The sequence below is a fragment of the Sutcliffiella halmapala genome (genome assembly GCF_002019665.1).
GTDB classification, from domain to species: Bacteria; Bacillota; Bacilli; order Bacillales; family Bacillaceae_I; genus Sutcliffiella_A; species Sutcliffiella_A halmapala.
This window is the reverse complement of record NZ_KV917375.1, coordinates 2,763,639-2,785,253: the sequence shown is the minus strand read 5'-3', so window position 1 is coordinate 2,785,253 and position 21,615 is coordinate 2,763,639. Positions and strand designations below refer to the sequence as shown.

The 21,615-nt window shown below is 36.3% G+C and carries 24 protein-coding genes; all 24 read left to right on the top strand.

Annotation, left to right across the window (positions count from 1 at the left end; genetic code table 11):
* Positions 1–16: 16 nt before the first annotated feature.
* The 24 genes from BK580_RS13735 to rseP all read left to right on the top strand — a co-directional run bounded on the left by BK580_RS13735 (position 17) and on the right by rseP (position 21,580).
* Positions 17–379, top strand: a complete 363-nt coding sequence (locus BK580_RS13735; protein WP_078380886.1) for a chemotaxis protein CheY — start codon at positions 17–19, stop codon at positions 377–379.
* 11 nt (positions 380–390) lie between these two features.
* Complete coding sequence (locus BK580_RS13730) at positions 391–1,074, top strand: flagellar biosynthetic protein FliO (RefSeq protein WP_139364903.1); 684 nt, start codon at positions 391–393, stop codon at positions 1,072–1,074.
* Positions 1,071–1,736, top strand: coding sequence for a flagellar type III secretion system pore protein FliP (fliP, locus tag BK580_RS13725; RefSeq protein ID WP_078380885.1), 666 nt, complete (start codon positions 1,071–1,073; stop codon positions 1,734–1,736). The genes BK580_RS13730 and fliP overlap by 4 nt, the downstream gene beginning before the upstream one ends.
* Positions 1,737–1,754: 18 nt before the next feature.
* On the top strand, positions 1,755–2,024 hold the full coding sequence (gene fliQ / locus BK580_RS13720; protein ID WP_078380884.1) for a flagellar biosynthesis protein FliQ: 270 nt from the start codon (positions 1,755–1,757) through the stop codon (positions 2,022–2,024).
* 4 nt (positions 2,025–2,028) lie between these two features.
* Entirely contained in the window at positions 2,029–2,805 is a 777-nt protein-coding gene (gene fliR / locus BK580_RS13715) for a flagellar biosynthetic protein FliR (protein ID WP_078380883.1), read from the top strand.
* Positions 2,806–3,894 carry a flagellar biosynthesis protein FlhB gene (gene flhB / locus BK580_RS13710; protein ID WP_078380882.1) on the top strand — a complete coding sequence of 363 codons (1,089 nt, stop codon included), beginning with the start codon at positions 2,806–2,808 and terminating at the stop codon, positions 3,892–3,894.
* A 27-nt stretch (positions 3,895–3,921) separates the two neighbouring features.
* Complete coding sequence (gene flhA, locus BK580_RS13705; protein WP_078380881.1) at positions 3,922–5,961, top strand: flagellar biosynthesis protein FlhA; 2,040 nt, start codon at positions 3,922–3,924, stop codon at positions 5,959–5,961.
* Positions 5,958–7,100, top strand: coding sequence for a flagellar biosynthesis GTPase FlhF (gene flhF, locus BK580_RS13700; protein WP_078380880.1), 1,143 nt, complete (start codon positions 5,958–5,960; stop codon positions 7,098–7,100). Before flhA ends, flhF begins: the two co-directional genes overlap by 4 nt.
* Complete coding sequence (locus tag BK580_RS13695) at positions 7,100–7,981, top strand: MinD/ParA family protein (protein ID WP_078380879.1); 882 nt, start codon at positions 7,100–7,102, stop codon at positions 7,979–7,981. The genes flhF and BK580_RS13695 overlap by 1 nt, the downstream gene beginning before the upstream one ends.
* Positions 7,982–8,026: 45 nt before the next feature.
* Positions 8,027–9,100, top strand: a complete 1,074-nt coding sequence (locus tag BK580_RS13690; protein ID WP_078380878.1) for a protein-glutamate methylesterase/protein-glutamine glutaminase — start codon at positions 8,027–8,029, stop codon at positions 9,098–9,100.
* A 15-nt stretch (positions 9,101–9,115) separates the two neighbouring features.
* A complete protein-coding gene (locus BK580_RS13685; protein WP_078380877.1) occupies positions 9,116–11,149 on the top strand; it encodes a chemotaxis protein CheA in 2,034 nt (677 codons plus the stop codon).
* A gap of 32 nt (positions 11,150–11,181) precedes the next feature.
* The gene (locus BK580_RS13680) at positions 11,182–11,631 is read left to right on the top strand and encodes a chemotaxis protein CheW (protein WP_078382773.1); all 450 of its coding nucleotides are present in this window, start codon (positions 11,182–11,184) and stop codon (positions 11,629–11,631) included.
* Positions 11,632–11,642: 11 nt separating this feature from the next.
* The gene (locus tag BK580_RS23380; protein WP_139364902.1) at positions 11,643–12,269 is read left to right on the top strand and encodes a chemotaxis protein CheC; all 627 of its coding nucleotides are present in this window, start codon (positions 11,643–11,645) and stop codon (positions 12,267–12,269) included.
* Positions 12,270–12,770, top strand: coding sequence for a chemotaxis protein CheD (locus BK580_RS23375; protein WP_139364901.1), 501 nt, complete (start codon positions 12,270–12,272; stop codon positions 12,768–12,770).
* Positions 12,771–12,807: 37 nt separating this feature from the next.
* The gene (locus tag BK580_RS13670) at positions 12,808–13,572 is read left to right on the top strand and encodes a FliA/WhiG family RNA polymerase sigma factor (RefSeq protein ID WP_078380876.1); all 765 of its coding nucleotides are present in this window, start codon (positions 12,808–12,810) and stop codon (positions 13,570–13,572) included.
* A gap of 78 nt (positions 13,573–13,650) precedes the next feature.
* A complete protein-coding gene (locus BK580_RS13665) occupies positions 13,651–14,130 on the top strand; it encodes a hypothetical protein (protein WP_169865003.1) in 480 nt (159 codons plus the stop codon).
* 159 nt (positions 14,131–14,289) lie between these two features.
* On the top strand, positions 14,290–14,997 hold the full coding sequence (rpsB, locus tag BK580_RS13660; RefSeq protein WP_078380874.1) for a 30S ribosomal protein S2: 708 nt from the start codon (positions 14,290–14,292) through the stop codon (positions 14,995–14,997).
* Positions 14,998–15,133: 136 nt separating this feature from the next.
* Positions 15,134–16,015 carry a translation elongation factor Ts gene (gene tsf / locus BK580_RS13655; protein ID WP_078380873.1) on the top strand — a complete coding sequence of 294 codons (882 nt, stop codon included), beginning with the start codon at positions 15,134–15,136 and terminating at the stop codon, positions 16,013–16,015.
* Positions 16,016–16,120: 105 nt separating this feature from the next.
* Positions 16,121–16,843, top strand: coding sequence for a UMP kinase (gene pyrH, locus BK580_RS13650; RefSeq protein ID WP_078380872.1), 723 nt, complete (start codon positions 16,121–16,123; stop codon positions 16,841–16,843).
* Positions 16,844–16,845: 2 nt separating this feature from the next.
* Positions 16,846–17,403: a ribosome recycling factor gene (gene frr, locus BK580_RS13645; protein ID WP_078380871.1), complete on the top strand. Its 558-nt coding sequence runs from the start codon at positions 16,846–16,848 to the stop codon at positions 17,401–17,403.
* A gap of 129 nt (positions 17,404–17,532) precedes the next feature.
* Positions 17,533–18,306 carry an undecaprenyl pyrophosphate synthase gene (locus BK580_RS13640; protein WP_078380870.1) on the top strand — a complete coding sequence of 258 codons (774 nt, stop codon included), beginning with the start codon at positions 17,533–17,535 and terminating at the stop codon, positions 18,304–18,306.
* Between the two features lie 18 nt (positions 18,307–18,324).
* Complete coding sequence (locus tag BK580_RS13635) at positions 18,325–19,113, top strand: phosphatidate cytidylyltransferase (protein ID WP_078380869.1); 789 nt, start codon at positions 18,325–18,327, stop codon at positions 19,111–19,113.
* A gap of 41 nt (positions 19,114–19,154) precedes the next feature.
* Positions 19,155–20,306, top strand: a complete 1,152-nt coding sequence (dxr, locus tag BK580_RS13630; protein ID WP_078380868.1) for a 1-deoxy-D-xylulose-5-phosphate reductoisomerase — start codon at positions 19,155–19,157, stop codon at positions 20,304–20,306.
* A 14-nt stretch (positions 20,307–20,320) separates the two neighbouring features.
* Complete coding sequence (rseP, locus tag BK580_RS13625; RefSeq protein ID WP_078380867.1) at positions 20,321–21,580, top strand: RIP metalloprotease RseP; 1,260 nt, start codon at positions 20,321–20,323, stop codon at positions 21,578–21,580.
* Positions 21,581–21,615 lie beyond the last annotated feature (35 nt).

Sequence of the window (21,615 nt, the reverse complement as noted above, 5' to 3'; positions counted from 1 at the left end):
ACTAGGAGGAATAATGATGAGCAAACGTATATTAATAGTAGATGATGCAGCATTTATGAGAATGATGATTAAAGATATTTTATCTAAAAATGGCTATGAAGTAGTAGCAGAGGCAGCTGACGGTGCCCAAGCAGTAGAGAAATATAAAGAACATCACCCTGATCTTGTAACGATGGATATTACGATGCCAGAGATGGACGGTATTACAGCTCTTAAAGAAATTAAAGCAATTAATCCTAATGCTAAAGTCATTATGTGTTCTGCAATGGGGCAACAAGCGATGGTAATAGACGCTATTCAAGCAGGCGCAAAAGATTTTATCGTCAAGCCATTCCAAGCGGATCGAGTGATTGAAGCTATCCATAAAACACTTTCCTAGGAGTGTCCATTTTGCAGGCTAACATGAAAAAACTTAGTTTACTCTTCGTACTACTTTTCTTTATCCTGCCTTCTCCCTTTGCTGCTTCTCAGCCAGGTGGAGGCGGGAGTGAGATGGTAGATGATTTATTTAAACCTGAAAATAATGATGAAAAACCTGAAACTAGTTCAGAAAATAAACAGAGAACAATTAGTGATTCAGAAATGATCAGTGATCAGAGTGCTCCAACCGTTTCGATGTGGGATTTTGTAAAAATGATTTTCGCTCTATTATTTGTCCTGTTATTAATTTATGGTGCATTGCGATTTATTAACAAGCGTAATAAATGGTTTGATAATGGCCGTTCTGTTGAGAATATCGGCGGGACTAACTTAGGGAATAATAAATCATTACAGTTAGTGAAAGTAGGAAACAGTATATTAGTAGTTGGTGTAGGGGATTCAATTAATCTATTAAAAGAAATTACAGATGAAAAAGAAGCTGAATTGTTAGTACAGTCCTATAAGGATCGAACAGAATCGACATCGTTTTCTCCTGAAACTATCGTTGAATTAGTAAAAAAGTTACCCCTTAATAAAAAATCGGGGAAAACGAAAGAATTTTCTTCTTTACTAAAACATCAGATGTCTCAACTTTCTGATGATCGAAAAAAGAAGCTACAAGAGTTAGATGATAAGGAAGGGTTTAAACGATGACAGAATTAATGGAAATGTTTAGTGGTAATGATGCATCGACGGTTTCCACTTCTGTACAACTCTTATTATTACTAACTATCTTCTCCTTGGCACCGGCAATTCTCATACTAATGACTAGTTTTACTCGGATTATAATCGTTTTATCCTTTGTCCGAACATCATTAGCAACACAACAAATGCCGCCGAATCAGGTGTTAATAGGATTGTCTTTGTTTTTAACATTTTTTATCATGGCACCAACTTTTTCACAGGTAAATGAACAGGCTCTTCAGCCTTTATTTAATGAAGAAATCACTTTAGATGAGGCATATGAACTAGCAGCCCTTCCTATGAAGGAATTTATGAGTAAGCATACAAGACAAAAAGATCTCGCACTATTTATGGATTACACGGGAATGGAACGACCCGAGACAATTGCAGATATACCATTAACCGTCTTAGTACCAGCATTTGCTATAAGTGAATTAAAAACAGCTTTTCAAATTGGATTTATGATATTTATTCCTTTTTTAGTAATTGATATGGTAGTGGCGAGCGTGTTGATGTCAATGGGGATGATGATGTTACCCCCAGTAATGATTTCCTTGCCATTCAAAATATTGTTATTTGTTTTAGTGGATGGTTGGTATTTAGTAGTGAAATCATTATTGCAAACATTTTAAGAAGAGGTGTCAAGAAATATGAGCCCAGAATTCGTAATCTCCATGGCAGAACGCGGAGTTTTCACTATCTTACTTATATCCGCTCCTCTGCTAATACTAGCTTTAGTAGTGGGCTTAATAGTAAGTATATTTCAGGCAACCACTCAAATTCAGGAGCAAACATTAGCGTTTATTCCGAAGATAGTAGCTGTCTTAGTAGGACTTGTTATATTTGGACCATGGATGCTGTCAAATATGCTTTCTTATGCTATGGAAATTTTTAATAATATGCACCGTTTTGTGAGTTGAAAAGATGCTAGAATCATTAAATTACTTTCCAGCATTTTTGTTAGTTTTAACAAGAGTAACAGCTTTCTTTGTAACGCTCCCTCTCTTCTCCTATCGGAGTGTACCGGCAACTTTTAAAGTAGGATTAGGATTTCTTTTCGCACTTGTCATGTCATTTTCGATAGATTTACCGGTAATAGGCATAGATGGCTTCTTCATTCTTCTAGTAGTAAAAGAAATGATGGTTGGACTCCTCATTGGACTAGTTGCTTATATGATTCTTTCTGCGATTCAAATTGCTGGGGGATTTATCGACTTCCAGATGGGGTTTGCTATTGCGAATGTCATTGATCCGCAAACGGGGAGCCAGAGCCCTATTATAGGCCAGTTCTTTTATATGTTTGCGATGTTATTATTACTATCTGTGAATGGTCATCATTTAATGCTTGATGGTATTTTTTATAGTTACGAGCTTATATCGATTACGCAAGCTTGGTTACCTCTAGGTGATGAGCGTCTATTGGAATATGTTTTAAAGGCAGTTAACATGATGTTTATCGTTGCATTACAATTAGCAATTCCTATTGTAGGGGCACTTTTTTTGGTGGATGTTGCTTTAGGAATAGTTGCTAGAACTGTTCCTCAATTAAATGTCTTTGTTGTCGGATTACCTTTAAAAATTGGAGTAAGCTTTATTGCAATCATTTTTTCCATGACTATTTTGTTTACACTATTTTATAAATTATTCGAATTAATGCTTCACACGATGAGAGGTTTAATGGATTTACTTGGAGGATTGTAAATGACGTCGTTATTAAAACTAGATTTGCAATTTTTTTCTGGGGAAAAGACGGAAAAAGCAACCCCTAAGAAAAGGCAGGATACTCGAAAAAAAGGACAAGTAGCCAAAAGCTCTGACGTTAATACAGCCTTTGTGTTAATTGCTGTCTTTCTGTGTTTATTTGCGATTGGTCCGACCCTAAAAGAAAAGATTACCGAGGTATTCATACGCTCGTTTCAAATATATCTCCTAGATGAAGTCACAATAGATTCTGTTCATTTTATTTTTATGGATTTATTAATGCAGTTAATCATTATTATCGGTCCAATAATGGCTGCAGCGATGGTGGGGGCCTTCATAGCAAACTTTCTTCAAGTTGGTCCAATGTTTTCAACAGAAGCCATTCATATGAAATTAAACAAACTAGATCCGATTCAAGGGTTTAAGCGAATTTATTCTGTCCGAGCTATTGTTGAATTAGTGAAATCATTATTAAAGATTATGTTTATCGGTATTCTAACATTTTCCTTGCTTTGGAAAAGTCTTGAGGATCTATTAATTCTGTCTCAAAAAAACATTCATGAAGCCTTGAGCTTTCTCGGGAATTTAACCGTTCAAATGGGATTGATTGCCGGAGCTGGTCTCCTGTTTTTGTCTGTTTTTGACTATCTATATCAAAAATTCGACTATGAAAAAAACATCAGGATGTCCAAGCATGATGTAAAGGATGAGCATAAGAAATCAGAGGGTGATCCCCTTATTAAATCAAAGATAAAGCAAAAGCAAAGAGAAATGGCAATGCAAAGAATGATGCATGACATACCTCAAGCCGATGTAATTATCACAAATCCAACACATTATGCAATTGCGTTGAAATATGATGAAAATAAGCTAGACGCTCCATACGTTCTTGCCAAAGGTGTAGATTTTGTAGCGATGAAGATAAAAGAAGTGGCAAAGGAACATAACATCACAACAGTGGAAAATAAACCACTTGCTCGTGCCATTTACAGTCAGTCAGAAATCGGAGATGCCATACCAGAAGAGTATTTCCAAGCTGTTGCAGAAATATTGGCATATGTATATCGATTAAAGAACTATGTTAAATGATGGATTTACCTTAAGGAGAGATAGTAAATGTCAGTAAGAGATTTATCCGTAATACTTGGCGTTATCTTGATTATTGCTATGTTAATTATTCCGTTCCCTGCATGGTTGCTAAGTATTCTTATCATTATTAATATCTCCCTTGCTTTAATTGTGTTATTAACAACGATGAATATTCAGGAGCCTTTACAGTTTTCAATATTTCCTTCCTTGCTTTTATTATTAACGCTGTATCGTTTGGCGCTAAGTGTTTCTACTACAAGGTCCATATTGAGTGAAGGAGATGCGGGTACTGTCGTAGATACGTTTGGTTCGTTCGTAATAGGTGGAAATATTGTAGTAGGGCTAGTTGTATTCCTTATTTTAGTTGTAATTCAGTTTATTGTAATAACAAAAGGAGCGGAGCGTGTATCAGAGGTAGCAGCTCGCTTCACATTAGATGCAATGCCAGGAAAGCAAATGAGTATTGATGCCGATTTGAATGCGGGTTTAATCTCTGAGCATACTGCGAAAACTAGACGTGAGAAAATCGCAAAAGAAGCCGATTTTTACGGAGCGATGGATGGAGCAAGTAAGTTCGTAAAAGGAGATGCGATTGCCGGAATTATTATTGTTTTTATTAACCTGATTTTCGGTGTTGTAATTGGGATGGCTCAACTGGGACTTTCTTTTGGTGAATCAGCTCAAAAATTTGCGTTATTAACGGTTGGAGATGGATTAGTATCACAAATCCCAGCGTTACTTATAGCAACCGCAACGGGGATTGTTGTTACAAGAGCAGCTTCAGATGGAAATCTAGGAACAGACATAACGAAACAGTTATTTGCGTTTCCACAAATGCTTTATGTTACAGGTGCAACAATTCTATTATTAGGAATTTTTACACCGATTGGAATTGTAATAACACTCCCAATTGCTTTATTGCTAGTAGTTGGAGGGTATATGATTCAGCAATCACTGAAAAAAGAAGAAATTGTTGAAGTGGAAACAGAAGAAGAAGTGGTTACAGATGAATTGCGTAGCCCTGAAAGTGTCATAAATTTATTGTCTGTTGATCCGATTGAATTTGAGTTTGGGTATGGTTTGATACCACTCGCAGACTCGAAACAAGGTGGGGATCTATTAGATAGAATTGTTATGATACGTAGACAGTTAGCGTTAGAGCTAGGTATTATCATTCCAGTCGTAAGAATTAGAGATAATATCCAACTCCAACCTAATGAATATCGCTTGAAAATTAAAGGAAATGAAGTGGCAAAAGGCGAGTTGTTACTTGATCATTATTTGGCAATGAGCCCAGGAATTGAAGATGATAGCATTGATGGTATTGATACAATTGAACCTTCCTTTGGCTTAGCTGCGAAATGGATCAGTGAAGAAAAGAAGGATGAAGCAGAAATGTATGGATACACGGTGGTAGACCCACCATCGGTTGTTTCCACCCATATAACAGAGAAAATAAAGCATCATGCTCATGAATTATTGGGACGTCAGGAAACAAAGCAGTTGGTCGACCATTTAAAGGAATCTACTCCTATTTTAATCGAGGAAGTAACACCGTCTCCTTTATCAATTGGAGATGTGCAGAAAGTGCTTGCTAAACTATTAAAAGAAAATGTTTCTATTAGAAATCTACCAGTTATATTTGAAACCCTCGCAGATTACGCAAAAATGTCTGCAGATACAGAGTTGCTAACGGAATATGTTCGACAGGCATTAAGTAAACAAATTACTAATCAATATGTTGTAGGAAATGAATCCTTTAAAGTAGTGACATTAGCAGGAAGAGTAGAAAAACTGATAGCCGATCATATTCAACAAACAGAGCATGGGAATTTTCTTTCCTTAGATCCCAACAAGTCGGTTGAAATTGTCCAAAAAGTTGGAGAGCAAATAGAACAGTTCTCTATTTATGAACAAACTCCTGTTCTCTTGTGCTCGCCAGCTGTAAGAATGTATATGAAGCAATTGCTTGAGCGGTATCTTCCACAAATACCAGTTTTATCTTATAACGAATTAGAAGCAAGTGTAGAAGTACAAAGTATCGGGGTGGTGAATGTGGAAGGATGAAAGTGAAAAAATATAAAGCTTCAACCATGCAAGAAGCAATGAGTCAAGTACGCTTTGAACTTGGAGATGAGGCAATAATCTTAAACTCTAAAGCAATTAAAACATCAAAGCTTTTCGGTCTAATTACGAAGAAAAGTGTAGAAGTTATTGCAGCGGTTGATGAAGAACCGATTAAACCCAAAACAAAAAATCAAGTTATACCTTTTGAGGAACCGCAGAAGAAAAAAATAAAGGCAGAGTTAAATGATTCACGACCTAACACCATTAGTCAAAGTGAAATTCATCATAGTCTAAATGAGATGAAGAGAATGATGAAACAGTTAACGAATGGAGCAAAGCGGGATCCGCTTGTACCTGATTACTTTTTGGAGATAGAAGAAAAGCTAAAGTACTCTGATCTTTCCACTTCTCTTGCGGAAGAAGCTAGTGAGTTTTTATACATGCAATGGGAAAAGCAAAAAAAACTGTCCAAGCCAGAAATGTTAGAACTTTTAAAGGGATATTTCCTTCAACAATTAGCAGATATTGAGTTCAATCAACCTATTTCTAAAAAGAAATTTATTTCGCTAGTAGGGCCAACTGGAGTAGGAAAAACAACGACACTAGCAAAATTGGCTGCTGATGCAGTGTTAAAGCAAGAAAAGTCTGTAGGCTTTATTACAACAGATACGTACCGAATTGCCGCGATAGAACAGTTAAAAACGTATGCAAACATTTTAGAGGCACCTATTGAGGTTTGTTATAATGCCGAAGATTTTCAGCTAGCAAAGGAAAAACTTTCTTACTTAGACGTTATCTTTATTGATACTGCAGGACGAAATTTCCTGAATGAAGAGTTTGTCAAGGATTTGCAGGCGGTTATAAATTTTGAAGAAGAAATGGATACATTCTTAGTGTTATCTTTAACTTCTAAATTAAGTGACATGAAGAAAATCACCGATCAGTTTTGGAATATTGGTATTCAGAAATTTTTATTTACGAAGAAGGATGAAACGTCATCATCTAGCTCGATGTATAGTTTAATTTATCAGTATAAAAAAGCTGCTTCCTATATTACGAATGGACAAAGTGTTCCAGAAGATATGCTGAATGCAAGTAAGGAAATGGTAGTGGAAGATTTGCTTGAGGAATTAAAGTGATGAATGATCAAGCAAGACTTTTACGTGAACAGATAGTAAAACACCGCTTAATTAATCCAAACGAAGTGGAAAAAGAAGCCAAAACCATTGCAATTATAAGTGGAAAAGGTGGAGTAGGAAAGTCGAATTTTTCTTTGAATTTCTCTTTGTCTTTACAACAGAGAGGCTTTAATGTTCTATTATTCGATTTAGATATTGGAATGGCAAACATTGATATTTTAATGGGGACCACGCAGAAGTATAGCATTGTTCATTTGTTTGAAGGAGGTCGAAACTTAAATCAAATCATTCAAAAAGGACCAGAAAACCTATCCTATATTGCTGGAGGATCAGGTTTAACTGATATTTTTAAGTTGGATGAACAAAAAAGAAAATATTTCTTATCACAATTGGCTGAGGCCACCTATCAGTACGATTTTATTATTTTTGATATGGGTGCTGGAATTACAGAGGAAAGTTTGCAATTACTTTTAGCCGTAGACGAAATTTGCCTTCTAACAACATGTGAACCTACATCTATTACGGATGCATATTCCGCTTTAAAATATATAAATATTCAGAATCCTTCTATACCATTTCACCTTATCTTGAATAAGGTACCTGATTTGAAAATTGCTGCTAAAACGGCAGAACGTTTACAATCTGTTGCAAAACAATTTTTAACAAAAAAATTAAATCATTTAGGATCCATCCCTGATGACCGAGCTGTTTTACTTGCTGTTATGGACCAAACACCTTTTATCTTGAAAAACCCTAATAGTCCTGCGAGCAAGGCAATATTTAAACTATCAACGATTTATTTAGATGGTAATAGTAAAGCCGCAGTTCGTTCACATGAAAAAACATCCTTTGTCTCTAAGCTTTTTCGTCTTTTTACTTGACTAGAAAAAGCTACAACTTGCTTTCGAAAGGGGATTCACTTCATTATGAATAAAATAAAGGTATTAGTGACAGATGATTCTATCTTTATGCGAAAGCTTATCACAGATTTGTTGAAAGACCATCCAGTTATTGAAGTGGTTGCAACTGCCAAAAATGGGCTTGAAGCAATAGAAAAGGTAAAAGAGTTCTCTCCAGATGTTGTTACATTAGATGTGGAAATGCCTGTTATGGATGGTTTACAGGCATTAGAGGCGTTAATGGAGTATACACCGGTTCCTGTTATTATGCTTTCAAGTACAACGTCCACTGGTTCTTTGAATACGATCATTGCCATTGAAAAAGGTGCTGTCGATTTTGTAACGAAGCCTTCTGGGGCTATTTCTATTGATATTTATAAAGTTAAAGAAGAACTAATTGAAAAAATACTACTAGCAGCTAGGTCAAATATCCGTTCACAAAAAAGACAAGGGCAAGAAGTGAAAAAAACTCCTCGTCTAAAAGAACAATATAGTAAAATGGACCTAAGTGATAAAAAGAAAAAAACAACCCAATCACTAGTATGTATTGGAACATCAACAGGAGGCCCTCGTGCCTTGCAAACCTTGTTGACATCTTTGTCCACCATAACTGTACCTATTTTTATTGTACAACATATGCCAAGGCAGTTTACGAAATCACTTGCAGAACGTTTAAATTCTCTTTGTAGCTTTGAAGTTATGGAAGCAACCCATAATCAAAAGGTGAAAAAAGGAGAAGTCTATATTGCTCCTGGAGGCTATCATATGGAGGTAATGCAGCGAGAAAGAGAATTATATATTTCTCTAAATGAAAAGATTCCACCAATTAAAGGCCATCGCCCAGCAGTAGACGTATTATTTTCCTCTTTAAGTGTTATCCAAGACTATCAAAAGATAGCGGTTGTCCTTACCGGAATGGGAGCAGATGGAACTTTAGGAATTAGAAAGTTAAAGGAAAGTGGACAAACTGTTGCAATTGCTGAATCTGAACAAACTTCTGTTGTATTTGGAATGCCAAATGCAGCCATCCAAACTGGGCTTGTTGATAGAGTAGAGAATTTAGAGGATATTGCAAACGTTATTCATCAATATACATTGTGATAGGGGTGTTTCAAAATGGAATTAAGTCAATATTTAGATATTTTCCTAGAAGAAAGCAAGGAACATTTAGAAACAATCAATAATCAGTTAGTCGAGCTTGAAAGAAATCCTGAAAATATTGAAATAGTAAATGAGATTTTTCGTTCGGCCCACACGTTAAAAGGAATGTCTGCAACGATGGGGTATGAAGATCTAGCAAGCCTAACACATCAGATGGAAAATGTGTTAGATATGATTCGAAATCATAAATTAGCCGTTACATCGACACTTTTAGATGTTGTCTTTCAGTCTGTAGAATATTTGGAAGCAATGGTATTCTCTATTGCAGATGGTGGAGACGGAAAGAAAAATGTAACAGATGTCGTTGAACTTTTAATAAAAATTGAAAAAGGTGAAAATGTCGAGAATTCCACCAAAGTTACACAAGCTAGTGGGACTAACGACTATACCTATGATTCTTATGAAGTGACAATCCTTGAACAATCAGAGGAGCAAGGCTATTCCCCAATTGAAATTACAGTAACACTTCGAAAAGATTGTTTGCTAAAGGCTGCAAGAGTGTTCATGGTGTTTGAAGTGGTCGAACAAATTGGAGAAGTTATTAAATCGACTCCACCAGTTCAGCAATTAGAAGAAGAGAATTTTGAGGAATCCTTTACTATTACGATGGTAACAAAAGAAGAACAGGACGAGATCAAGGAACGAATTATGAAGGTATCTGAAGTAGAAATGGTAGAAATAAAAACCATACATACAAAAAATCTTCAAGTCTCTCAAACTTCAAAAGTTGACCAAGCTGAGCAAGTGGTAGAAATAGAACAAGCAGCAATACAAGCGGCTCCTGCTATAGAACCGATCACGAAAGCTGAACCTGTTGCAAACACTAAAGGAGTACAAACAACTAAAACAATACGCGTTAGCATTGACCGATTAGATGGCTTAATGAATTTGTTTGAAGAGCTTGTAATTGATAGAGGTAGGCTCGAGCAAATCTCAAAAGAGTTAAACGAATCAGAGTTGATTGAGACGGTAGAAAGAATGTCGAGAATTTCAAATGATTTACAAAATATTATTTTGAATATGCGTATGGTTCCAATTGAAACAGTATTTAACCGTTTCCCACGAATGGTGAGACAATTAGCTAGAGAGTTAGGAAAAAAAGTAGAGATAGAAATTATTGGAGCTGAAACGGAATTAGATAGAACAGTAATGGATGAAATTGGAGATCCGCTTGTTCACCTTTTACGCAATGCTATTGACCATGGGATTGAAATGCCTGATGCAAGAAGAGCACTTGGCAAAAATGAAGAAGGAAAAATTACGTTAAAAGCATTCCATAGTGGCAATCATGTGTTCATTGAAATTGTAGACAATGGTGGTGGGATTTCTAAGCAGAAGGTCTTAAATAAAGCGATTAGTCGTGGAATTGTTTCACCACAAATGGCAGATAGCTTAACAGATCAGGAAGTTTTCCAACTAATTTTATCTTCAGGTTTCTCAACCGCTGAAGTAATTTCTGATATCTCTGGTCGTGGGGTCGGGTTAGATGTAGTGAAAAACACTATCGAATCGCTTGGAGGAAGTATAACCATTGACTCGATTGAAGGGAAAGGAACCACTTTCTCTATTCAATTGCCATTAACTCTTTCCATTATTTCCGTATTATTAACGGAGATAGAAAAAGAAAAGTATGCAATTCCATTATCATCCATTATTGAAACAGCCATAATAAAAAAAGAAGAGGTCTTAACCGCACATGGACAAGAGGTCATCGATTTCCGTGGGAAAATCGTCCCGATTGTGCATTTAGAAAAAGTATTTCATGTTAACAAAGAAGAGTCTAAAGAATCAAATCTTTACTCAATCGTTTTAGTGAAAAAAGGTGAAAAAATGGCAGCACTTGTAGTTGATTCATTCATCGGTCAACAAGAAGTGGTCTTAAAAGCGTTAGGACAATACTTGAATTCCACTTTCGCTATTAGTGGCGCAACGATTCTAGGTGATGGTCAAGTGGCGCTTATTGTAGATTGCAACGCATTAATAAAATGAGGATGACTTGAGGAATGACTGGAGGAAAAGGAATGCAGACAACCGCTCAAAAATTAAAATTTATTATTTTTGAACTAAATAAGGAAGAATATGCTATACCGGTTCATCAAGTTCGTTCAATCGAAAAACTATTACCAATTACTCGTGTCCCTAATGTCCCGTCTCATATAAAAGGAGTTATCAATTTAAGAGGGGTTATAACACCAATAGTCGATTTGCGCTTAAGATTTGAAATGGAAGAAAATGAGTATTCTGAATCTACTAGAATCATTATTACAGTTGTTGGCGATCATGAAGTTGGATTTATAGTAGATGCAGCAAATGATGTATTAGATATAACAGAGGATGACATTGAGTCAGCACCAGAAGTCGTAGGAACTGTCGAGACGAAGTATATTCAAGGTGTCGTGAAGTTAGATAAAAGATTGTTTGTCTGCTTAGATCTATTTGAAGTCCTTCAGATTGAAACAAGTAATAATTAAAGGATGACGAGATGAATAATCAAGAAATGTTAAATGAACTGGACTTACTGAAAGAATTAGGAAATATTGGTGCAGGCAATGCGGCAACCGCACTTTCACAGTTGTTAAATAAAGAAATAAATATGAATGTACCTAGAGCTAAAATTGTTTCATTTAATGAAATGATGGAACTGGCTGGTGGCCCTGATCGTCCTGTTGCTGCAGTTTTTTTAACGATGGAAGGTGAACTAGCTGGGAGCCTGTTCTTTGTTCTATCTCTTGAAGATGCTTTAAAGCTTGTTAATCAATTAATTGAAGATAAAAGTTTATGTGAGGATAATTTCTCACAACATGAAATGGGATTATCCGCTTTGCAGGAACTTGGCAACATTATTTCTGCTCATTACTTAACTGCCTTATCAGATGCTATTGGATTAAGGGTAACTCCTTCAGTACCTCAAGTTAAAGTAGATATGGTAGGGGCAATTGTGATGGCGGGACTACTCGAGATTTCTCAATTTAGTGATCATGCGATTTTTATTGATACAGAACTTTCTGAGATAAATGATGAGATGGTCCAAAAAGCAAAAGGACATTTCTTTCTTATCCCTTTTCCTGATTCCTTTGAAAAAATCATGGCTACATTAGGGGAGAAATAAATGCTTGGCTTACAAAATGTCACTAAAGTTGGAATTGCAGAAATGAATATTGTACAAGCTCCTCACTCTATTCGCACATCTGGTCTTGGTTCGTGTGTAGGCGTAGTTATCTATGATAATTCTGCTAAAATTGCGGGTATGGTACACGTGATGCTCCCTGAATCTAGTCTTGCAAGAACATCAACTTTCAACTCGTGCAAATATGCTGATACAGGGGTTGATCATTTATTAGAGACACTTCTTTTAAAAGGTGCAAGATTATATCAACTTAAAGCAAAAATTGCTGGTGGGGCACAAATGTTCCAGTTTACAAGTAAAAGCAGTGATATGATGAGAATTGGTCCAAGAAATGTTGAGGCAGTAAAAGCTCGTCTAGAAGCTAATAATATCCCATTAATTGGAGAAGATTGTGGTGGAAACAGTGGGAGAACAATTGAATTCTATCCTGAAAGTGGAAAGCTAATGATTAAAACCGTGAACAAAGGAATAAGGTATATTTAATGCTTTTAAATGTAGTAGTGATATTAAGGGGGGAGCCATGAAAACAGCAGCTGTAATCCAAGAATCGCATTATTGGAATCTTTGGAAATCAAAAAAAGATCCTGATGCAGGCGACTTTTTAGTGAAAAAATATATGCCACTTGTCCACTATCATGTGCAGCGTATCGCAACAGGCCTTCCTAAGAGCGTAAAACGTGAAGAATTAAAAAGTTTAGCTTTAGTGGGATTATTTGACGCAATTGAAAAATTTGATCCTACAAGAGATTTAAAGTTTGACACATATGCTTCCTTTCGAATTAGGGGATCCATAATAGATGGTCTAAGGAAAGAGGATTGGCTCCCTCGTAGTATTCGTGAAAAAGTGAAAAGAATAGAAGCAACCATGGAAAGATTAGAGCAATCTCTGATGAGAAATGCAACGCTTGAGGAATTGGCTACAGAACTTTCTATGTCTGAAGAAGAAGTAGCTTCAATTACCCATGAAGTATTTTTTTCGAATATCCTTTCAATAGATGATATGCCAAACGATCAGGATGACTCAAGTCAACAGGCATTCACATTAAAGGATGATTCTGGTGTTTCTCCAGAAGAAGAATTACTAAAATCAGAAGCTATTCAACAATTAATACACCAAATTGAAAAATTAAATGAAAACGAACAACTTGTTATTAGTCTTTTTTATAAAGAGGAATTAACACTTACTGAAATTGGACAAGTATTGGGACTTACTACATCGAGAATTTCCCAAATACACTCCAAAGCTATCTTTAAGCTACGAAAAGAATTGACATTAATCATGTAATGGATAACCGGTTGTGTTAGTGTTATAACACAACCGGTTCATTTTATTTATACGTCAAAAGTAAGGTCGTGAATGAATATGACAGGAATTTTATTGGCTATAAATTTCGCAATTAGCTTACTTGCGATTTTTTTTGTAATAATTTTATACTTGAAATTTTCCAAGGTTCAGCAGCTTGAAGAGGATTATCGAAATTTATTAAAAGAAGCAGAAGATACAATCAGTGGGTATGTGTATGAATTAAAAGAAGAGAATAAGATGTTTTTAGACAAACTACCTAAAACGCAGCAAACAACGAGTAATAATGAAAGAGAAGAACCTATTGTGAATGAAATAGAGCCTGAAATTACACAAGATGATGTACACACCCTTCTTGGACAAATTGCAGCTGTTGAGGATGAAGTGGGGATCCAAAGTGAGGAAGTTGATTTTGCAAGGTTAACCACCTATGAGCAAGTATCACACTTAGTTGAAAAAGGTTATTCTTTAGAAGAAATTGCGAAAAAGCTAGACAAAGGGAAGACTGAGATAGAACTATTATGGAAATTTCGACAGTGAAACGTATTTTCGACTTGATTGTGAAAACTGATTGTGATATATTTATTTCCGGTGTTATAAATTCACACGTTCGTCGATCCAGGCATTGGTGCTGATTCGTTCAGTTTTGCTTGGAAATGAAATGGACGGAGGAAAAAAAACCATTAGGAGGAATATAACATGTCAGTAATCTCTATGAAACAATTATTAGAAGCTGGTGTACACTTCGGTCACCAAACACGCCGTTGGAATCCAAAAATGAAGAAATTTATCTTCACTGAGCGTAACGGTATCTACATCATCGACCTTCAAAAGACAGTTAAAAAGGTTGAAGAAGCTTATAACTTCGTGAAGGAACTTGCTGGTAACGGCGGAACAGTTTTATTCGTTGGTACTAAAAAGCAAGCTCAAGATTCTGTGAAAGAAGAAGCAGAACGTTCTGGAATGTACTTTGTTAACCAACGTTGGTTAGGTGGAACTTTAACTAACTTTGAAACAATTCAAAAGCGTATTACACGCCTTAAAAACATTGAAAGAATGCAAGAAGATGGAACTTTTGAAGTTCTTCCTAAAAAAGAAGTTGTAATGTTAAAGAAAGAATTAGAGCGTCTTGAGAAATTCTTAGGCGGAATCAAAGACATGAAGGGCCTTCCTGATGCTTTATTCATCATTGACCCACGCAAAGAGCGTATCGCTGTTGCTGAAGCAAGAAAATTAAACATTCCTATCGTAGGTATCGTAGACACTAACTGTGATCCAGACGAAATCGATGTTGTAATCCCTGCAAACGATGATGCGATTCGCGCTGTTAAATTATTAACTGGCAAAATGGCAGATGCTATTCTTGAAGCTAAACAAGGTGAAGAGACTGCAACTACTACTGCTTAATTAGATTTAGCAAAAAGGTGATAAGAGGGGATAGCCTTTTATCACCTTTTTTTGGAAAATATTATAGAGGGTGGTAGTATATTTCATGCATAAACAACTACCACCGATTTACATACCCTAAGGAGGATTATTAACTATGGCTGTAACTGCTCAAATGGTAAAAGAATTACGTGAAAAAACTGGCGCTGGAATGATGGATTGTAAAAAAGCTTTAACAGAAACAAATGGTGACATGGAGAAAGCAATCGACTTCTTACGTGAAAAAGGGATTGCAAAAGCTGCTAAGAAGACAGACCGTATCGCTGCAGAAGGATTAACTGCAATCGTAACAAAAGGTAACGAAGCAGTTATTCTTGAAGTTAACTCAGAAACAGACTTTGTTGCGAAAAACGAAGGATTCAAAACTCTTGTTAACGAATTAGGTGAATTCTTAATTGCTAACAAGCCTGAATCAGTAGAAGTTGCTGTTGATATGAAAATGGAAAGTGGAGTTGCAGTTTCTGAACACATTAATGCGGCAATCGCTAAAATTGGTGAAAAATTAACTCTACGTCGTTTTACTATCGCTACAAAAACAGATGCTGATGCATTTGGTGCATACTTACACATGGGTGGACGTATCGGTGTATTAACTTTACTAGAGGGTACTACTGATGAAGCTGCTGCAAAAGACGTTGCAATGCACATCGCAGCTATTAACCCTAAATATGTTTCTCGTGACGAAGTATCTGCTGAAGAGGCAGAGCGTGAGCGTGAAGTATTAACGCAACAAGCATTAAATGAAGGAAAACCAGAAAAAATCGTAGCGAAAATGGTAGAAGGTCGTCTTGGTAAATACTTCGAAGACATCTGCTTGTTAGATCAAACTTTCGTTAAAAACCCAGATATGAAAGTACGCCAATTTGTACAAAGTAAAGGCGGAACTGTTAAAACATTCATTCGTTATGAAGTTGGAGAAGGTATTGAAAAACGTCAAGATAACTTCGCTGAAGAAGTAATGAGCCAAGTTAAAAAATAAGAGGAAAACTCTGTATATTAAGGGAGCACAATTTGTGTTCCCTTTTTTAGAAAAAGTGAGAGTTCAAAAGAAGAAAAGAAAATCCTTTTATTATGGAGGTTTATAATGGCTCAAGCAAAATTTCGTCGTATTGTATTAAAATTAAGTGGGGAAGCTTTAGCTGGAGAACAAGGCTTTGGTATCAACCCAACTGTCATTAAGTCAGTTTCCAAACAAGTGAAAGAACTTGCTGATTTAGGTGTAGAAGTTGCTGTAGTTGTTGGTGGCGGAAATATCTGGAGAGGAAAAGTTGGAAGCGAGATGGGAATGGACCGTGCATCCGCTGATTATATGGGAATGCTAGCAACGGTTATGAACTCTTTAGCTCTTCAAGATAGCCTAGAGAATGCTGGCGTTGAAACACGTGTACAAACTTCTATCGAAATGCGTCAGGTTGCAGAACCGTACATAAGAAGAAAAGCGATTCGTCACTTGGAAAAAAAACGCGTAGTTATTTTTGCAGCTGGCACTGGAAATCCATATTTCTCAACAGATACAACTGCAGCTTTACGTGCAGCTGAAATTGAGGCTGAGGTTATCTTAATGGCAAAGAATAATGTAGACGGAGTTTATAGTGCAGACCCATCGATTGATAGCACTGCTACTAAGTACGAAACACTTTCCTATCTAGATGTTCTTCGTGAGGGATTAGCTGTAATGGATTCCACAGCTTCTTCACTATGTATGGATAATGATATACCAATTATTGTTTTCTCTATTATGGAAGAAGGAAACATTAAACGAGTAGTATTAGGTGAAAATATCGGAACGATTGTAAGGGGGAAATAAACATGCCAAAACAAGTGATTACACAAACAAAAGATAGAATGGATAAAGCAATTCAAGCTTATTCAAGAGAATTAGCTTCGATTCGTGCAGGACGAGCTAGTGCAGCGCTTTTAGATAAAGTGACAGTGGATTATTATGGAGCACCAACTCCAGTTAATCAACTAGCTTCTATCAATGTTCCAGAGGCTAGATTATTAGTAGTACAGCCTTATGATAAGTCTTCTTTAGGCGATGTTGAAAAAGCTATTATTAAAGCGGATCTTGGTTTAAACCCATCCAACGATGGTACAGTAATCCGTATTTCTATTCCTGCGTTAACAGAGGAAAGACGTAAAGAATTGGTGAAAGTAGTTAAGAAATCTTCTGAAGAAGCAAAGGTTGCAATCCGTAACATCCGCCGTGATGGTAACGATGATTTGAAAAAGCTTGAGAAGAACGGTGAAATCACAGAAGACGAATTACGTGGATACACAGAAGATATCCAAAAGCAAACTGATAGCTATATTGCGAAGGTTGATACAGTTACAAAAGAAAAAGAAAAAGAAATAATGGAAGTCTAAGCGATTTACATGTAAAATAGAAAGATGGAAAGACCCTCTAATGTTTACAGGGGGTTTTTTTGTTAATACTGTTACTATAAATAGGTAACCAATAGAGGGACATCTGTTTATTTTTAATGGAGGATTTTTATGCTGAAAAAAATACAAGAGTGGAGAGGCAAAGAAACCTCTAAATCCTCTTTTTCCAAAGAGGAACTTTTAAAACATCCCATACCTGAGCACATAGCTGTAATTATGGATGGAAATGGGAGATGGGCTAAAAAGCGTGCACTTCCAAGAGTTGCTGGTCATCATGAAGGAATGAAAACGGTAAGGAAAATTACGAAATCAGCTAATAGCTTAGGTGTAAAAGTATTAACTATGTATGCTTTTTCCACAGAAAATTGGAAACGACCTAAACTAGAAGTAGACTTTTTGATGAAGTTACCGGAAGAATTTCTTGGTACATTCTTACCAGAGCTTATGGAAGAAAACGTTCGCGTACGATTAATGGGTAACAAATCTGATCTTCCGGCGCATACCCTTCGAGCTGTTGAAAATGCGATGGAAAAAACGAAAAACAATACCGGTCTAATATTGAACTTTGCTCTAAATTACGGCGGCAGAGATGAAATTTTACGTGCGGTAAAAAATGTAGCAACAGATATTCAAGAAAATAAGTTAACAACGGATCAACTTTCTGAAGAGCTTTTTTCAAATTATCTCTTCAGTAATCTACTACCAGATCCAGATCTTCTCATTCGTACTAGTGGTGAAATAAGATTAAGCAACTTTATGTTATGGCAATTAGCATATGCGGAGTTTTATTTTACAGACGTGCTATGGCCTGATTTTGATGAGCAACACCTATATGAGGCCATAAACAGTTTTCAACAGCGTGGTAGAAGATTTGGTGGTATATAAGAAGGTGTTGGACATACAATGAAACAACGGATTATAACTGCTGTAATAGCAGCGGCGGTATTTTTACCTATTGTTATTTATGGTGGATTACCATTTGTCATCTTTATGTATTTATTAGCAACAGTAGGTCTCTATGAGGCTTTAAAAATGAAGGGATTCTCTATCACAAGTATTCCTGGATTTCTTTCTTTTCTACTTATTTTAGTTCTGCTAGTGCCAAGTGCTTGGATACCTACTGATTTTGTGTTTGCAAAAGTAGATGTATTATTACTCATTGCTTTATTGTTGCTAACCTATACCGTGATTTCCAAGAATAAGTTTACGTTTGATGACGTAGGTTTTATCTTAATTTCTACCGTATACGTCGGAATGGGCTTTTTCTATTTTATTGAAATTCGTGAGATATCCTTAGCCTATGTATTCTTTGCGTTAATCGTCATTTGGACGACGGACTCCGGTGCTTATTTTATCGGCAAATCGCTTGGAAGAAATAAATTATGGCCTGAGATTAGTCCAAACAAAACGGTGGAAGGCTCACTAGGTGGAGTAGTATGTGCGATTGTTGTAGCGGTAATATTTCAATTCACAGTTGGGTTCGAGCATTCTTTACTAATAACAATATTGATTGCAAGTATCTTATCTGTAGTTGGACAAATAGGTGACCTTGCAGAATCAGCCTTAAAGAGGCATTATCAAGTCAAGGATTCAGGGAAGCTTTTGCCCGGTCATGGTGGGATATTAGATCGCTTTGATAGCCTTCTGTTCGTTTTACCACTACTACACTTTATACATAAATTTTTATCCTAACCCTTTGATTGAATAGTGGTTGTTTTGAGGAGTGAAGGCTTGTGAAACAAATTAGTTTATTAGGTGCCTCTGGCTCGATTGGGATCCAAACAATAGATGTACTTAAACAACATCCTGACCGCTTTCAATTAGTCGCGTTTAGCGTTGGCAGTAATGTGAAAGCTGCTGTATCTATTATTGAGGAGTTTTCACCAAAGGTAGTTTCCGTAAAGAGTAAAGAGGATAGTGAAACATTAAAGAACTTATTTCCTACTCAATCTATACGTTTTGTCTATGGTGAAGAAGGACTAGTTGAAGTTGCTACCTATAAGGATGCAGATATAGTAGTGAATGCTGTGGTTGGAAGTGTGGGACTAGTTCCAACGCTACATGCTATAGAAAGTAAAAAAACAATCGCAATTGCAAATAAAGAAACATTAGTAACAGCAGGACATATTGTCATGGCAGCAGCTAAACAGCATGGTGTTTCTATCCTCCCGGTTGATAGTGAGCATTCAGCAATTTTCCAATGTTTGCAAGGAGAAAAAGAAAAAAATATTCAATCTCTAATCTTGACAGCCTCAGGAGGTAGTTTTCGAGATAAATCCAGAGAAATGCTAAAAGGGGTAACCGTAACTGATGCTTTAAACCACCCTAATTGGTCGATGGGTGCAAAAATCACGATAGACTCCGCTACAATGATGAATAAAGGTTTAGAAGTTATTGAAGCGCATTGGTTGTTTAAGATACCATATGAGGAAATAAAAGTGGTGCTCCATAGAGAAAGTGTGATTCACTCGATGGTAGAATTCCATGATACAAGCATCATTGCACAGCTAGGTACACCAGATATGATGGTACCGATTCAATATGCTTTAAGCTATCCAGATCGTTATGTACATGCAACAGGAAAAAGACTAAATTTAATGGATTTGGGAAAACTTCATTTCGAACCGCTCGATTTGAACCGCTTTCGTTGTTTACACTTTGCTTTTGAAGCGGGGAAAATTGGTGGAACGATGCCAACTGTACTGAATGCTGCAAATGAAGAAGCAGTAGATGCCTTTTTAAAAGGCAAAATCGAGTTTTTATTTATTGAAGATTTAATTGAGAAAGCAATGCAAAGACATTCGGTTCAGAAAAATCCAGATTTAATAACCATTAAAGAAGTTGACATTGAAACGAGAGAATATGTTCGTTCACTAATAGATTAGAGGTGGGAAATCTAGTGAATACAGTTATTGCTTTTATCATTATATTTGGTGTACTTGTTTTCGTTCATGAACTTGGACATTTAGTTTTCGCAAAAAGAGCGGGCATTTTATGTAGAGAGTTTGCTATCGGCTTTGGGCCAAAAGTTTTCTCCTTTAAAAAGGATGAAACTGTGTATACGATTAGACTATTGCCAATTGGTGGTTTCGTCCGGATGGCTGGTGAAGATCCTGAAATTATTGAAGTAAAGCCAGGTTATCATATTGGTCTATTGTTTGATGATAAAGGAGAAGTAAATAAAGTTATTATCAACAATAAAGATAAATATCCAGACGCGAAAATTATTGAAGTGGAACACGCTGATTTAGAGCGGGAGCTCATTATACGAGGATACGAGCTGAATGAAGAAGAAACACTTCAAGAATTTCGTGTAAGTAAAGAATCCTTTTTTGTTATGGATGGACAAGAATTACAAAATGCTCCATATGATAGACAATTTGGTTCTAAGACATTAGGTCAGCGGACTATGGCTATTTTTGCAGGACCGATGATGAATTTCATTTTAGCCTTTTTGATTTTTGCTTTCTTAGGCATAGCTCAAGGATACCCAGTTAATGAATCGGTTATCGGAGAATTAACTCCAGATGGACCAGCGCAAACTTCAGGCTTACAGCAAGGCGATAAAGTGTTAGCAATTAATGATACAAGTGTCTCTACTTGGGAAGAAATCGTAGAAATTATTCAGGTTAGCCCAAATGAAGAACTGTTATTTTTAATTGATAGAAACGGGCAATCCGTGAATATTCCTATTACACCTAAAGCAGATACCGTTGATGGGAAAACAAGAGGAATTATTGGTGTGTACATGCCAATGGAAAAATCAGTTTTAGGAGCCATTCCAAAAGCAGCGACAGAAACATATAATTGGACAAAAGAGATTATTACTGGTCTAGGAAAACTAATTACCGGACAATTCTCCATTGATATGCTTTCAGGTCCTGTGGGGATATATAAATCAACAGAAGTAGTGGCAGAATCAGGTATCTTCTTACTTATGAGATGGACGGCGGTTCTTAGTATAAATCTAGGAATCATCAATCTTCTGCCAATTCCAGCGTTAGATGGTGGAAGACTAATGTTCTTTGCAGCAGAGGCAGTAAGAGGAAAACCAATTGACCGACAAAAAGAAGGATTAGTTCATTTTATCGGCTTTGCTTTATTAATGTTATTAATGTTAGTCGTTACTTGGAATGATATCCAAAAATTCTTCTTGTAAAATAGTTAGATAGTACTGAGACAATAACTTGCATC

Coding starts and splice junctions, on each gene's coding strand:
- fliP (WP_078380885.1), top strand. CDS start 1,071: ATGACAGAATTAATGGAAATGTTTAGTGGTAATGATGCATCGACGGTT.
- fliR (WP_078380883.1), top strand. CDS start 2,029: ATGCTAGAATCATTAAATTACTTTCCAGCATTTTTGTTAGTTTTAACA.
- BK580_RS23380 (WP_139364902.1), top strand. CDS start 11,643: ATGAATAATCAAGAAATGTTAAATGAACTGGACTTACTGAAAGAATTA.
- flhF (WP_078380880.1), top strand. CDS start 5,958: ATGAAAGTGAAAAAATATAAAGCTTCAACCATGCAAGAAGCAATGAGT.
- BK580_RS13640 (WP_078380870.1), top strand. CDS start 17,533: ATGCTGAAAAAAATACAAGAGTGGAGAGGCAAAGAAACCTCTAAATCC.
- BK580_RS13735 (WP_078380886.1), top strand. CDS start 17: ATGAGCAAACGTATATTAATAGTAGATGATGCAGCATTTATGAGAATG.
- BK580_RS13670 (WP_078380876.1), top strand. CDS start 12,808: ATGAAAACAGCAGCTGTAATCCAAGAATCGCATTATTGGAATCTTTGG.
- BK580_RS13695 (WP_078380879.1), top strand. CDS start 7,100: ATGAATGATCAAGCAAGACTTTTACGTGAACAGATAGTAAAACACCGC.
- BK580_RS13680 (WP_078382773.1), top strand. CDS start 11,182: ATGCAGACAACCGCTCAAAAATTAAAATTTATTATTTTTGAACTAAAT.
- BK580_RS13665 (WP_169865003.1), top strand. CDS start 13,651: ATGACAGGAATTTTATTGGCTATAAATTTCGCAATTAGCTTACTTGCG.
- tsf (WP_078380873.1), top strand. CDS start 15,134: ATGGCTGTAACTGCTCAAATGGTAAAAGAATTACGTGAAAAAACTGGC.
- BK580_RS13635 (WP_078380869.1), top strand. CDS start 18,325: ATGAAACAACGGATTATAACTGCTGTAATAGCAGCGGCGGTATTTTTA.
- fliQ (WP_078380884.1), top strand. CDS start 1,755: ATGAGCCCAGAATTCGTAATCTCCATGGCAGAACGCGGAGTTTTCACT.
- pyrH (WP_078380872.1), top strand. CDS start 16,121: ATGGCTCAAGCAAAATTTCGTCGTATTGTATTAAAATTAAGTGGGGAA.
- BK580_RS23375 (WP_139364901.1), top strand. CDS start 12,270: ATGCTTGGCTTACAAAATGTCACTAAAGTTGGAATTGCAGAAATGAAT.
- BK580_RS13685 (WP_078380877.1), top strand. CDS start 9,116: ATGGAATTAAGTCAATATTTAGATATTTTCCTAGAAGAAAGCAAGGAA.
- flhB (WP_078380882.1), top strand. CDS start 2,806: ATGACGTCGTTATTAAAACTAGATTTGCAATTTTTTTCTGGGGAAAAG.
- rpsB (WP_078380874.1), top strand. CDS start 14,290: ATGTCAGTAATCTCTATGAAACAATTATTAGAAGCTGGTGTACACTTC.
- BK580_RS13690 (WP_078380878.1), top strand. CDS start 8,027: ATGAATAAAATAAAGGTATTAGTGACAGATGATTCTATCTTTATGCGA.
- frr (WP_078380871.1), top strand. CDS start 16,846: ATGCCAAAACAAGTGATTACACAAACAAAAGATAGAATGGATAAAGCA.
- flhA (WP_078380881.1), top strand. CDS start 3,922: ATGTCAGTAAGAGATTTATCCGTAATACTTGGCGTTATCTTGATTATT.